This window comes from Clostridium nigeriense (assembly GCF_050585245.1).
GTDB classification, from domain to species: Bacteria; Bacillota; Clostridia; order Clostridiales; family Clostridiaceae; genus Clostridium; species Clostridium nigeriense_A.
This window is the reverse complement of the sequence record NZ_JBNOOF010000001.1, coordinates 622,815-637,386: the sequence shown is the minus strand read 5'-3', so window position 1 is coordinate 637,386 and position 14,572 is coordinate 622,815. Positions and strand designations below refer to the sequence as shown.

General features: G+C 29.5%; 7 protein-coding genes. 6 read left to right on the top strand and 1 reads right to left on the bottom strand.

Features of this window, described 5'->3' with window-relative positions:
• Window positions 1-21 precede the first annotated feature (21 nt).
• From ACQPUY_RS03045 to ACQPUY_RS03035, 3 genes are all read left to right on the top strand, one after another.
• Window positions 22-1,302: a Gfo/Idh/MocA family protein gene (locus ACQPUY_RS03045; RefSeq protein ID WP_430839444.1), complete on the top strand. Its 1,281-nt coding sequence runs from the start codon at window positions 22-24 to the stop codon at window positions 1,300-1,302.
• 136 nt (window positions 1,303-1,438) lie between these two features.
• A complete protein-coding gene (locus ACQPUY_RS03040; RefSeq protein WP_430839443.1) occupies window positions 1,439-3,379 on the top strand; it encodes a sigma-54-dependent Fis family transcriptional regulator in 1,941 nt (646 codons plus the stop codon).
• A gap of 234 nt (window positions 3,380-3,613) precedes the next feature.
• Entirely contained in the window at window positions 3,614-4,687 is a 1,074-nt protein-coding gene (locus ACQPUY_RS03035; RefSeq protein WP_430839442.1) for a 2,3-butanediol dehydrogenase, read from the top strand.
• Between the two features lie 97 nt (window positions 4,688-4,784).
• Here ACQPUY_RS03035 and ACQPUY_RS03030 read toward each other — a convergent pair whose 3' ends face one another.
• Window positions 4,785-5,894, bottom strand: coding sequence for an iron-containing alcohol dehydrogenase family protein (locus tag ACQPUY_RS03030; protein WP_430839441.1), 1,110 nt, complete (start codon window positions 5,892-5,894; stop codon window positions 4,785-4,787).
• Window positions 5,895-6,289: 395 nt separating this feature from the next.
• Here ACQPUY_RS03030 and ACQPUY_RS03025 point away from each other — a divergent pair, with 395 nt between their 5' ends.
• From ACQPUY_RS03025 to ACQPUY_RS03015, 3 genes are all read left to right on the top strand, one after another.
• Window positions 6,290-8,212: an OPT family oligopeptide transporter gene (locus tag ACQPUY_RS03025; protein ID WP_430839440.1), complete on the top strand. Its 1,923-nt coding sequence runs from the start codon at window positions 6,290-6,292 to the stop codon at window positions 8,210-8,212.
• Window positions 8,213-8,425: 213 nt separating this feature from the next.
• Window positions 8,426-9,721: a uracil permease gene (uraA, locus tag ACQPUY_RS03020; protein WP_430839439.1), complete on the top strand. Its 1,296-nt coding sequence runs from the start codon at window positions 8,426-8,428 to the stop codon at window positions 9,719-9,721.
• Window positions 9,722-9,917: 196 nt separating this feature from the next.
• Window positions 9,918-14,572 (top strand): glycoside hydrolase family 2 TIM barrel-domain containing protein (locus ACQPUY_RS03015; protein ID WP_430839438.1); only part of this gene is annotated, 4,655 nt, incomplete at its 3' end.

Genomic DNA, 14,572 nt, shown 5'->3' with positions numbered 1-14,572 from the left:
AATTATAAGGGGAGTGGTATTGTGAAAGTTATAAAAGTAGCTGTTATAGGAGCTGGTTCTAGAGGAAGGCATGCTTATGGAAACTATGTATTAAATAATCAAGATAAAATAAAGTATGTGGCTGTTATAGAACCAGATGCTAATAAAAGAGCGGCATTAGCTGCAGAACATAATATAAATTCAGAAATGTGTTTTGAAGACGAAAATGAATTCTTTAAGTTTGGTAAAGTATGTGATGCTATTATAGTTGCACATCAAGATAAGCAACATTATAAGACTACAGTTAAGGCATTAAATTTGGGGTATGATGTTTTACTTGAAAAGCCTATGACACCAGATGCTTTTGAATGTTTAGATTTAGAGGAATGTGCTAAAAGAAATGGTGTAAATCTTATGGTATGTCATGTATTAAGATATACAGAGTTTTTTGAAAAGATTAAAGAATTAGTTGATGAAAAGGTAATTGGAGATTTAATTGGATTTGATCACAAAGAGAATATTGGACATTATCATATGGCACATAGCTTTGTAAGAGGAAATTGGAGAAATTCTGAGGAAACATCACCACTTATACTAGCAAAAACTTGTCATGATATGGATATTATTACATGGCTTATAAATGATGAATGTACAGCAGTTTATTCAAGTGGGGATTTAAATTATTTTAAAAAAGAAAATGCTCCAAAAGAAAGTGCAAAAAAGTGTCTAGAATGTAAGTTAAATGAAGAGTGTATTTTTTCAGCCAAAAGAATTTATTTAGATAATTGTAGAAATGTTTGGCCTGTGAATACATTATGTGCAAATCCTACTTATGAAACTGTTAAAGAAGTGTTAGATAAAACAAATTATGGAACTTGTGTATGGAAGGTTGAAGATAATGATGTTTGTGATAATCAAGTAGCAGTAATGGAGTTTAAAAATGGAGTTAGGGGAACTTTCACTGTAACAGCTTTTACACATAATCAGTTTAGAGAAACAATGCTTTTTGGAACAAAGGGATCTATTTATGCAAATACAAGGGATAATGAAATAATAGTTAGAAAACATGGAATTGATGAATATTCAGAATCTAACATAACAATAATAAAACCTAAAAGAATAGTAGGAGGCCATGGAGGCGGAGATGTAGGATTAATGGAAGATTTCATAAATGTAGTTAATGGTTCAGGAAAGGAACCTAGAACAAGCGTAGAACAATCGATTCAATCGCATCTTATGTCTTATGCTTGTGAAAAATCTAGATTAGAAAAAAGAAGAATAGAAATAGAAGACTTTAAAAAAGAAATAAAAAGCGAAATATAAAAATAAATAATAGCCAGAAATGTAGTAATGCAGTTCTGGTTATTTTTGTATTTATAATTAAAGTGTTATAATTAAAATACCAAAAAATTAGTATTTAAGTAATTTTAAAAATAATTATAAGTAATGGAGAATAAATATGGGGAATTACTCAGAATTTATAAAAAAAGCATGGGAAGAGTTTGTTTCTACAGGCGAGATAAATTCAAAAATTAGAACTGAAATTATAGATTCATGGATAAGATGTAAGAAAAATGGTGTTGATCCTTATAACGGAAAAGGAATTGTTAGGCATCCTAATATAGATGAGTTAATTAAGAAAAGCAGTGATTTAATACATATAGCTAGACCCATAATGGAGAGTATTTACAGTATGGTTTCTAGATCTGGATTTGCTCTATTTTTAGCAGATAAAGATGGATATATTATAGATGTAATAGGAGATAAAGATATATTGAAGAGGGGAGAGGAACTAAATTTTATTAAAGGTGAACTATGGTCTGAAGAAGTTGTTGGAACTAATGCTATAGGTACTGCCTTATATCTTAATAAAGCATTTCAAACTATAGGTGCAGAGCATTATGGTGTTAATCAACATTCTTGGACCTGTTCTGCTGCACCTATTTATGATGAATACGATAATTTAATCGGATGCATTAATATGTCAGGAAGTTATTATAATGCTCATTCTCATACTTTAGGGATTGTAACTGCAGCAGCTCAATCTATGCAAAAACAAATGGCTTTACTTTCCTCATATAACTTACTTAATATAACTTTTGATTCAATATCAGAGGGAATGATAGTAATAAATAAAGATATGAAAATAAAAAGAATAAATGGAAGTGCATTAAAAATTTTAAATATTTCCTTAGAGGATGTAAAGGATACGGATATTAATAAAATTTTAACTGGCATTAACTTTCATAGATTTATTGAGGAAAAGAAGTCTTTAAATAATTATGAGTGTGATATATCTATTAATGATAGAAATATTAAGTGTATTATTAATATTTTTTCATTGTATAATAATGGAAAAAGTAATGGTGCAGTAATAACTTTTACTGAAGTGAAAGTTGTTCATAAGTTAGTAAATAAGTTTGTAGGATATAGAGCTAAATATGAGTTTAAAGATATTATCACAAATGATTTAGAAATGAAAAATGTTATTAGCTTTGCTAAAAAGGCTTCTAAAAGTGATTGTAATATATTAATTCAAGGTGAAAGTGGAACAGGAAAAGAATTAATTGCACAATCAGTACATAATTTTAGTAATCGTTCAAAAGGTCCCTTTGTTGCTGTAAATTGTGCATCGATTCCAAGTGAGTTAGTTGAAAGTGAATTGTTTGGATATGATAAAGGCGCATTTACAGGAGCTTTAAAGGAAGGCCGTCCAGGTAAGTTTGAATTAGCAGATGGCGGAACAATTTTTCTTGATGAATTAGGAGAATTACCACTAGATATGCAAAGTAAACTTCTTAGAGTTTTAGATAATGGAAAAGTAGTAAGAGTGGGAGGAATAAACGAAAAACAATTTGATGTTAGGATAATTGGAGCTACTAATAGAGAGCTTAGAAATGAAATAGTTAAAAGAAATTTTAGAGAAGATTTATTTTATAGATTAAGTGTAATGGAGATTCAGACTATACCACTTAGAAGAAGGAGAGATGATATAGATTTACTTGTAAAATATTTTGTTAATAAGTTAAATGAAAAAAACAATAATAAATTTATAGATATAAAACAATCATATATTGATGAATTAAAAAAATATGATTGGCCTGGTAATATAAGAGAGCTAAAAAATGTTGTTGAAAGGGATTATTATCTAAGTGAAGGTGAACTTAAGAATATTAGCAATAAATATTATGATAGTAAGTTGGATAGTATTAAAAACAAAGATGATATTAGTATTAAAGAGAATGAAATAGTACCTTTTGATAAAGTAGAAGAAAAAACAATAAGAGCTGCTATAGAAAAATGTAATGGGAATATTCAGTTAACAGCAAAATTATTAAGGATAGGAAGAGCAACTTTATATAGAAAAATAAAAAAATATGAAATTGATGTATCAAAATGAGAATTTAAAACAAGTGTATCAAAATAAGAATAAATAAATGTATCATTTTGATACACTTGTTTTTATACTTTCTAATATGGGGAATTTCTTATGATTATGAAATGACAAAATTAGAGTGAATAAGTGATAGTTAGCTAAAAAAATATAAAAAAGTAACTAAGTGTCTTTTTTTGGCACTATTATTGCTATTAATATATGTGAATAATTTAACAATAAAATATGGGGGGATTATGTATGAAAGCAGCATTATGGTATGCAAAGAAAGATATTAGAGTAGAGGAAATTGAAGAACCAAAAGTAACAAAAAATAATGTTAAAATCAAAGTTAAATGGTGTGGAATTTGTGGGTCAGATTTACATGAATATTTAAATGGTCCAATATTTATTCCAGTAGGACAACCACATCCATTAAGCGGAACAACTGCACCAGTTGTATTAGGGCATGAGTTTTCAGGAGAAGTTGTAGAGATAGGAGAAGGTGTTACTAAGTTTAAAATAGGGGATAGAGTAATAGTAGAACCGATAGTTGCTTGTGGAAAATGTCCAGCATGTTTAGAAGGAAAATATAATTTATGTTCTTCCTTAGGTTTCCATGGACTTTGCGGTAGTGGTGGAGGACTTGCTGAATATACAGTTTTTCCAGAGGAATTTGTTCATAAGATACCAGATGAAATGTCATATGAAAAGGCAGCATTAGTTGAACCTATGGCTGTTGCTTTACATTCTATTAGAATTGCAAACTTTAAAATAGGTGATACAGCTATAGTATTAGGATGTGGACCAATAGGATTAGCAACTATTGAATGTTTAAAATCAGCAGGTGCAAAATTAGTAATAGTTTTACAAAGAAAATCAATAAGACAAGAATATGCTAAAAGAGCAGGTGCAGATTTAGTTTTAGATCCTAATGAAGTCAATATACCAGAAGAAGTTAAAAAACTTACTAATGGAGTAGGTGTTGATGTAGCTTTTGAAACTACAGGAGCTCAAGTTGGATTTGATATAGGACTAGAGAGTTTAAAATTTGAAGGAATTATGGTTGTTACAAGTATATGGGAAGATAATGTAAGTTTTAATCCAAATACTTTAGTATTTTCTGAAAAGAAAATAATTGGTACTTTAGCTTATAGACATGAATTCCCAGCTACTATTGCAGAACTTAATGATGGAAGAATAAAGGCAGAAGGATATGTAACAAAAAGAGTACTTTTAGATGATGTAGTAGATGAAGGTTTTGGTGCATTAACAGGTCCAGAAAAGAAAAAGCATGTTAAGATATTAGTTACGCCTGATAAGAGCCTTTTATAGATATAATAGAAGTTCAATTATATATTTTGTAAATTTATTAAGACATATAAATAAAAGCAGTAGAAAGATTATTATAAAATCTTTCTACTGCTTTTGATTATTTAAACCGTCTTCCAGCTTTATCTGTATCTTTAATTGCTTGAATAAATTTTTCTTTGGTTGGATTGCCTGGCACATAAGTCCATTCAATTGAAGTTGAAGCTTTCTTTGCAATTATATCTAAATCATCTTCGGTAAGACTTATGTCACTTAAGGTAATAGGAAGGCCTACGCTTTTATTGAATTTCATAATTCTATTACGCTCTTCTATTTGATTATCATATGTTAATAGGCATAAAACTCCAAAAGAAACTATTTCACCATGTAGATGCTTCTCACAAGCTTTAATTAGTGATGTGCCATAATATACACAGTGAGCTAAGGAACTATTATAGTAATAATTATCTTTAGGGTCTTTTTGTCCTTCATGAGTTACAAAGTTTGATACTATTCCTGTAGATACTATGATATCTAAAGCAACTTGTTCTAATTCAAAGGATGAAATATTATTTTTACAATCCTCTATTGCTTTTTTACCATATTCAATTAATGGATTTGTACATATTTTTGACATACATACACCAATTAATGGTGTATGATACATAAATTTATCTCTACTAGCAAAAAGTACTTCACATTCTTTTGATAATGCATCACCTATACCTGCCCAAAGTAATTTTTCAGGAGAATCAGCTATAATCTTTGTGTTAATAAAAGTATGATAGGATGGTTGCTTCATATAATAATATTCTTTGAATGTTCCATCGCTATTATATATAACTGAAATTGCTGTAGTACCAGCACAGTTAGAACCTAGTGTTGGAAATGTGAAAAATGGTTTATCTTCCATATCAGCTAAGGTCTTTACTGTATCGCAAGCACGTCCACCACCTACAGCAAAAAGCATATCTGACTTCTGGACAATTGGATTATTTTTCAAGATTTCAATATTTTCATAAGTTGAATCACCACCATACCATATGAAATCTAATATTTCAATATCAGAATTGTTAATGGCCTTTAATAATTCCTCTTTAGATTTTTCTATAGCAGTTTTACCCCCTATAACAGCTACTTTTTTTCCATATTTTCTTATAACATAAGGAATTTCACTATAACAATTTACTCCTACGCTATAACTCGGTAAATATATACTATAATTTGACATTTGTTTAACCCCCTTAATGCTTAATATTTTAATTTTAATCTTTATTATATTTAATTTCAATATTTTCTGAATATAATAAATAATACTATTATTTTAGTTAGATCAAATTTTATCGTTAAAAGTATTTTCTTTTTTATCTATTGTTGGCATAATAAAAAAGTATTAAAATATCATATCTAGGTTCCGTCGCTTCGCTCCAAGTCACCTTGCTATGATATTTTAATACTTCAAAACTGAATGATGGAAATTATAAAAAGTTATTCACAGGGTAACATCTTTATAATTTCCTAAAGAGTAAAAAAGTATTTTATAAATAATATAATGTAGAATTATGTTAATTTATAAAATGGATATACTAATTATAAACAAATGAATAAATAAAAAGGAGAGTACATATGAAAAAGAAATTACCTAAAGAAGCTTATGGAGGTGTCCATGGAAAAAAATATGTTCCATATATAACTGACAAATCCAATAAAGGAGCAAATTTATCAGTAATTATTATAGGTGTTGTATTATCTGCTATATTTGCTGCATCTACTGCATATTCTGGTATGAAATCTGGATTAACTGTTGCAGCTGGAATACCTGGGGCCATAATAGGTTCAATGCTTATAGGAGTATTTGCACGTAGTAAAGGAATACTTGGTAAAAATATAACTCAAGGAATGTCAAGTGGTGGTGAATCTATAGCAAGTGGTATGATTTACGTATTACCTGCAATTATTTTAATAGGAAATAATATTACTTTTATAGAAGGTTTAGTTGTAGGTGTAGGAGGGGTTCTATTTGGTATAGGATGCCTATCACTAGTTTATGATTATTTAATTGTTGAGGAACATGGAAAGCTTATGTATCCAGAATCGATGGCTATATCTGAAACACTTGTTGCTTCAGAAGGTGGCGGAGATGCTATAAAATTCATGGGAATTGGATTTGGAATAAGTGGTATTATAAATCTTTTAACTGGATCATTTTTAAATATAATTAATAATACTATTAGTTATGTGGGAAGTAAATTTTATAAGTGGAAATTTTCTACTGAAGTGAATCCTCTTTTATTAGGAATTGGATTTATTGTTGGATTAGAAGTTTCTTTAACTATGTTTGCTGGATCTATCTTAGCTAACTTTGGTATTGCACCATTAATAGGTTATTTTACTGATTTTGCAGATAAGAATATACACTCTTGGAATGATGCTTCAATATTACTTCATCAAATTGATGTAAATTCAATATCAGGAAGTTACGTAAAATATATAGGGGCAGGAATGATGCTTTGTGGGGGATTAATAGGAGCATTAAAGCTTATACCAACAATTATTGTATCTATAAGAGAAACAGTAAAAGCTAAATCAAGTAATGATTCTAATTCTGAAAAAAGTTCTGGTGAAATAATAGTACTTTTAATAGGAGTTGTTATTGCGTTTGTATCAGCATTTATAGTATCTCAAAGTATTAAAATGGCTATAATTGCAACTATAGTTTCTCTTATATTATCCTTATTGTTTGTAATAGTATCTGGTAGATTAACAGGAACAATAGGAACATCTAACCTTCCAGTATCAGGTATGACTATAGCTTCATTAGTTATATTGACATTAGTATTTGTTATAATGGGATGGACTACTAATGCAGATAATAAATCATTATTATTATTTGCTGCATTTATGGTTGTTGCTATATCTGTAGCAGGAGGATATAGTCAATCACAAAAGGTTACATATATTATAGGTGGTAGTAGAAAAGAGATGCTAAGTACTTTTGCTATATCTAGTATAGTAGGAGTTGTTGTTGTTACAGGAACAATAATGGTGTTATCTAGCCAATTAGCAGTAACTGGGCCAGAAGCCCAATTTGCATTACCACAAGCAAATTTAATGGCTACATTAACTTCAGGAATAATGTCAGGTGATTTACCATGGCCAATGATTTTAGTAGGAATTGTTATGGCATTGTTCTTATTCCTATTAAATTTACCGATAATGACTATTGCTATAGGTTTTTACTTACCAATATCAACAACTTCAATAATATTAGTTGGAGCATTAATACGTGTATTTGTTGAAAAAATGAGTAAAGATGAGCATGATAGAGAAGTAAGAGTTTCTAATGGAATAAGCTTATCATCTGGACTTGTAGCAGGAGGATCTATTATAGGATTATTAGGAATAATATTACAAGTATCAGGAATAATAACTCCAAAAATACCAGTTGGATTTGCATCAAGTAATACTATGGCTATAATTTTATTAATAATCTTAGTTATGTTAACTACACTTCCTATAATTCTTTCAAAACAAAAAAGTAATAGTTAAATAATAAAAAATAACAAAAAACTATCGATTTTTAATTGATAGTTTTTTATTATTTTCTATATGAAAATTATTTAATTTATATAAACTTATTAAAAAAAGATATATATTTTTTAATAAAAGTATATATCTTAGGTTGAAACATATTCAAAATGGTGATATATTTTATGAGAATACTTTAATTTAGTCCGAGAGACTAAGAAGGAGGAGTTTAACATGTCAAAGAAAGAAAATCTAGATAATGAAGTATTAATGGTGGATGTAGATGAAAAAGTACCATTTGGAAAAGCATTACCATTAAGTATTCAGCATCTATTTGCAATGTTTGGATCATCAGTATTGGTTCCAATTCTCTTTAAAATGGATCCTGCAACAGTTTTATTTTTTAATGGAATAGGAACACTATTATATGCATTTATTACCAAAAGGAAAATACCTGCATATTTAGGATCAAGCTTTGCTTTCCTTGCACCAGTATTTTTACTTATGGGTCAAGGGTATGATTTTCAAACTATTCAAGGTGGATTCGTAGCATCAGGAGCACTATTTGCAGTAGTTGCTATTATTGTCGGATATACTGGTATTGGATGGATAAATAAATTATTTCCACCAGCGGCAATGGGATCAATAATTACAATAATAGGACTAGAACTTGCGGGGACAGCAGCAGATATGGCGGGTTTCCCTGTTGGAGGAAGTAATTCGCCTACATTAAATACAACTTGGGTAATAGTTTCAATGGTAACATTAGCAGCAGTAATATTAAGTAATGTGTTATTAAGAGGATTTTTAAAGGTAATACCAATACTTATAGGAATTATTGTTGGATACATAACAGCTTATTTTATGGGAATTGTAAATTTTACAGAAATAAGTAATGCATCTTTCTTTACAATTCCAAATATAAAATTAGCACACTTTGATACTACAGCTATCCTTACTATATTACCAGCTACATTTGTAGTTATAGTGGAGCATGTAGGGCATTTAAAAGTAACTAGCAGCATAGTTGGAAAAGATTTAATTGAGGATCCAGGTCTTCATAGATCTTTATTAGGGGATGGATTATCAACTATGGTTTCAGGTATGTTTGGTTCAGTACCAACAACTACATATGGCGAGAATATCGGAGTTATGGCTTTAACAAAAGTATATAGTGTATATATAATTTGTGGAGCTGGGATAATGTCAATAATATTAGGATTCTCAGGAAAATTATCAGCATTGATAAGCACAATACCAACACCAGTAATTGGAGGAGTAAGCTTCTTGTTATTTGGTACTATAGCAGTTTCTGGATTAAGAACGTTTATTGAAGAAAAAGTTGACTTTTCAAAATCAAGAAATTTAATCCTTGCATCAGTAACTTTTATAGTGGGACTAAGTGGTATAACTATTACAATAGGAACTGTAGAATTTACAGGAATGGGACTTGCAACTATAGTAGCAATGGTATTAGGAATAGCATTTATGATTTTTGACAAATTAGGAATAATGAATGAGGAAGAATAAAATAAAGGAGTAGATTTTATAAGTAGAATCTACTCCTTTATTTTATTCTTCTTGATTTTTATAAAGAAGTTATTAGTTAATATATTCAATACTTTTAAGTAGAATTTTATATTGTTAATAGATGATGATAGGTATAAAATTAACAGGAAAACATTTACAGAAAAATATAAATATATTAAATAAGGGGGTAGGTTGAATGATTAGTAAGAAAGTTACAGCATTTTTATTAAGTACAACAATTTTATTTACCAGTATAAGTGAAAGTGTAGCCTTCGCTGCAAGTGTAGGTGAAGGTCCAACAGAATGGAATGGACAGCCTGGAGTATTTCAAGTAAATAGGGAAGAAGCTAGGGCGACATTTTATAACTATGACAATGTTGAACAAGCACTTGAAAGAAATAAGGAAGAATCATCTAAGTATGAATTATTGAATGGGACATGGAAGTTTAGTTGGGCTGAAAAACCAGAGGATAGAATAGCTACAAAAGACTCAGACTTTAATAAAACAGAATATGATGATAGTGAATGGGATGACATAGCTGTACCTAAAAGTTGGCAAGTTAACTTCAATGCAGATGGTAGCTTTAAGTATGATCCTGTAATTTATTCAAATCAAAATTATCCATGGATAAAAATTGAAGGAAAGAAAGATGTAGTTGGAACGGCTCCAACAGAATTTAATCCAGTTGGAACCTATAGAAAAACTTTTACCTTAGATCCATCATGGAAAGGGAAAGAGGTTTTTATAAATTTTGAAGGTGTAGAATCTGCTATGTATTTATGGGTAAACGGTGAGTATATAGGATATTCAGAGGATAGTTACACACGAGATGAATTTAACATAAGTGAAGCTTTAAATTATGAGGGAGAAAATGCAATTACTGTAGAAGTATATAGATGGAGTGATGCTAGTTATATTGAAAATCAAGATGCATTAAGGCTTTCGGGAATATTTAGGGATGTATATTTAACAGCAAAGGAAAATATTGAAATAAGAGATTTTACAGTAGTAACAGATTTAGATGAAAACTATGAAAATGCTGATTTAAATTTAGAAGTTGAGCTTAGAGATCTAGGATCTGAAATGAATGCAAAGGAAAATTTATCAGTAGTTGGTACATTGTATGATTCAGATAACAATATAGTTACTACAACACCATTATCTTCAGAAGTTGTATTTGACGGAGATAGTGATAAAAAGGTTGCTAATTTAAATCAAAAAATAGTAAATCCAGAAAAGTGGTCGGCTGAACATCCTAATTTATATACTTTAGTTTTAGAGCTTAAAAGAGGAGAAGATTCTATAGAAACGACATCGGTTAGAGTTGGATTTAGAGAATTTGAATTATCAAGTACAGGAAAAGAAATGCTTTTAAATGGAGAAATAATTTCATTTAAAGGTGTTAATAGACATGAGACAAATCCAGATACAGGAAGATACTTAACAGAAGATGATATGAGAGAAGAAATAGAATTGATGAAACAAAATAATATAAATTCAGTAAGAACATCACATTATCCAAATGATCCAGTATTTTATGACTTATGCGATGAATATGGAATATATGTTATGGATGAGGCTAATGTTGAATCTCATAATGGAAGAGGGCAGTATGGAGTTCCAGGGGATATTCCAGGATATATAGAAGCATGTTTAGATAGAGCTAAAAATATGTTAGAAAGAGATAAGAATTATCCTTCAATTCTTATATGGTCTCCAGGAAATGAAACTGGTGCTGGACAATCTATAAATGGAATGCTTAAATATTTCAATGAAAACGATTCAACAAGATTAATTCATTATCAAGGTTGGAATGCAAATGAATATACAGATATGGAATCAATGATGTATCCTGATATAGATACAGTATTAAGAAGAGGTCAAAATAATTCAAGACCATTTATTATGTGTGAATATGCACATGCAATGGGAAATAGTTTAGGTAGCTTAAATGATTACTGGGATGTTATTAGAAGTTATGATAATCTTCAAGGCGGATTTATTTGGGAATGGGTAGATCATTCTATAAACACTCCTATACCTGGAAATCCAAGTGAAACATATTGGGCATATGATGGTGATTGGGGTGAGGAAACAGCATCAGGCAATAAAAATTTCTGCGCTGATGCAATAATTTCACCAGATAGAACAGCACAACCTGAATTATATGAGGTTAAAAAAGTATATCAATCAATTCAAATGAAACTTAAGGATTTAGAGAATAATATAGTTACTATAACTAATGAAAATCTAGATACTAATTTAAATGAATATATAATGATATGGGACTTAGTTAAAGATGGAGAAATAATTCAAACAGGGGATATGACTATAGATGTAGCTCCTCAAAGTTATAAAGATATTACTATTCCATTTAATAAGCCGCAAGTAAATGATGGAGAAGAGTATTTCATAAATATAAAATTTGTTACAACAAAAAGTAATTCTTGGTCAGAAGCAGGTCATGAAGTTGCAAGTGAGCAATTTAAATTAGATTATGAAAGCACTAGTGGAAGTTTAGAAACATTGGATACAGCTGATATGAAAGAATTTAAAAATGTTAATGATACTGATGAAGCTTTAACTATAGAAGGTGAAGACTTTAATATTACCTTTGATAAGAAAAATGGTGAAATGATTTCATTTATAGCTAATGGAAAGGAAATGATAGCTGATTCATTAGAAACTAACACTTGGAGAGCTTTAACTGATAATGATAAAACTCAAGATTTTAAATGGAAGGATGCAGTAACTAATTCTGAAGTAGTGGATGTAAGTATAATAAAAAGTGATAAAGTTGTGTATATTACAACAAGGTTAAATATGACTACTGTTGATGGCTCACAGAACACAATAACTTATGCAGTTTATTCAAGTGGAGATATTGTTGTTAAAAACACATTATCACCAGGAGCAGGATTAAGTGACTTACCACGTTTTGGTATGAGGTTACAGATGTCAAGTGGATTTGAAAATCTTACATGGTATGGAAGAGGTCCTTCAGATAGTTATAGTGATAGAAAAGTTGGATACGATGTTGGAGTTTATAATAGTACAGTCAGTGATCAGTTTATAAATTTTGTTAAGCCTCAAGAAACAGGAAATAAGACTGATACAAGATGGTTAGCAGTAACAGATAGTGAAGGTGATGGATTATTATTTGATTCCTTGAATACCATGGAATTTAGTGCCCTTCACAATACTCAAGAAGATTTAGAACAGGCAGGTCATCCATATCAATTAAAGGGAACTGATAATACTGTTGTAACATTAGACTATGCACAAATGGGTTTGGGAACTGGAAGTTGTGGACCAGTAGTATTAAGTAAGTACTCATTACAAGCTAATAAAAATTATACACATATATTTAGAATTAAACCAGTAAGCAATCAAACTGAAAAAGAGCTTATGAATGAAAGTAAAGTTATATTTAATGATGAAACTAAGCTTTTAGACTCTATAGAAATTGATGGTGAAGAAATAGATAATTTTAGTAATGATATAAAGTATTATAAATCATATAAAAATTCTGCTAATGGAGCACCAGAAGTTACTGCAACAGCTGCTAGTGAAGATGTTGAAATCAAAATAGAACAGGCAGCAAGTATTCCAGGAAAAGCTGTTATTAAAGCGAGTAATAGTTTGGGTTATTCTAGTGAATATATTATTGACTTTGTGTATACTAAAAACCTTTATTTATCAGATATTCCATGGGAATCTGCTACTATTGGATATGCAAGTGCAAGTATAGTTAAGGACAAAACTATTGAAAATATTCCAATAAAGATACAAACAGATAATGGATTAGAAACGTTTGAAAAAGGAATAGGTACACATGCGACATCGGCTATAGTATATGATATAAGCAAATATGATGTTGAAAGACTTCAAACCTATGCAACTATTTCTTATAACAAAGTATCTGGAAAAAAATCTAGTTCTATAACTTTTACTGTTAAATTTGATGATAAAGAAGTTTACAATAGTGGAGAGTTAACATATAAAGATCCATATAGATATATTGATTTAGAAATTCCAGAAGGAGTAAAGAAAGTTTCGCTAATAGCAAATGCTGGAGCTACAAATGGGCATGATCAATGTGATTGGGCAGATGCAAAATTTATATTAAAGGATGCATCACAAGATGAAAAAGTAGAATTAAAATTAACAGAAGAAACAATTGAAAACACTGATATGGAAATAGTAGAGGAAAATGGGAATAAATATTTAATTAATGTTCCTAGAGGATTGACAGTAGCTAATATAAAGAAAGTGTTTGTTGAATATGACAATTGTGATTTATATTTTACGGATGGATATGGATCACCTATAGTAAATGATGATGAACCAATAATATCAGATGTAAAAATCGTATTGAAGGAAAATGGGACAAATAAAGATTCTCTAACAATTAGAGTTAAGCCAGTGGAAATTAAAGAGGTGTCAGTAATTGAAGAAATAGAAACAGAAGTTGGTATAGATTTCAATAAATTAAAGCTTCCAAGTGAAGTAAATGTTATTTTATCTGATAATAGTCAAGAAAAAATAGCAGTAAAATGGACAAGTGATAATTATAATAAGAATGAAGTTGGAAAATATAGTGCTATTGGTAAATTAATATTACCTGACGATGGTTCAATAATTAACACCAACAATTTAACTGCAAGTATTGGTATAATTACAAAAAAGACAGTAGTAGTAAATAAAACAAAATTAGAAGAAGCATATAAGGCAAATAAAGATAAAGAGCAAGGAAATTATACAGAAGAAAGCTGGAATCTATTTAAAGAAGCATTAGAAAAAGCAAAAGCGGTCTTAGAAAAAGAAGAAGCAAAACAAGAAGAAGTAGA